General features: G+C 53.1%; 1 protein-coding gene. It reads left to right on the forward strand.

All coding sequences use genetic code 11. From position 1 onward, the window contains the following. The coding region (locus ACR0LX_RS23005; protein WP_480785641.1) for a tyrosine-type recombinase/integrase at positions 1 to 449 on the forward strand (449 nt) is incomplete at its 5' end. Positions 450 to 503 lie beyond the last annotated feature (54 nt).

Raw genomic sequence — 503 nt, forward strand, 5'->3', positions numbered from 1 at the left:
TCGAGCTTGCCGAAAACCATCGCGATCTTGCGCTCTTCAATATGGCAATCGACAGTAAGCTCCGCGGCTGTGATCTGGTGAAGATGAAGGTGGCCGATGTCATGTCATCGGGTCAGATCAAGGAACGGGCTTCGGTCCTTCAAAGCAAGACGCAGAAACCCGTGCGCTTTGAGATTTCCGAAAGCACACGATCCTCTGTTGAGAAGTGGATGGAAGATGAGCTGATGGTCGGTTCGGAGTACCTTTGGCCCGGCCGATTTCATGAACGCCTGCACATCTCGACACGCCAGTATGCACGGATTGTACGCGATTGGGTCACGTCGATCGGCCTCGAAGCAAGCGCCTACGGAATCCATTCAATGAGGAGAACCAAGGTCACTCAGATCTACAAGAAGACCGGAACGGGCTTCGATCCTTCAAAGCAAGACGCAGAAACCCGTGCGCTTTGAGATTTCCGAAGGCACACGTGCCTCTGTTGAGAAGTGGATGGAAGATGAGCTGAT

The organism is Ruegeria sp. CH11 (assembly GCF_056537105.1).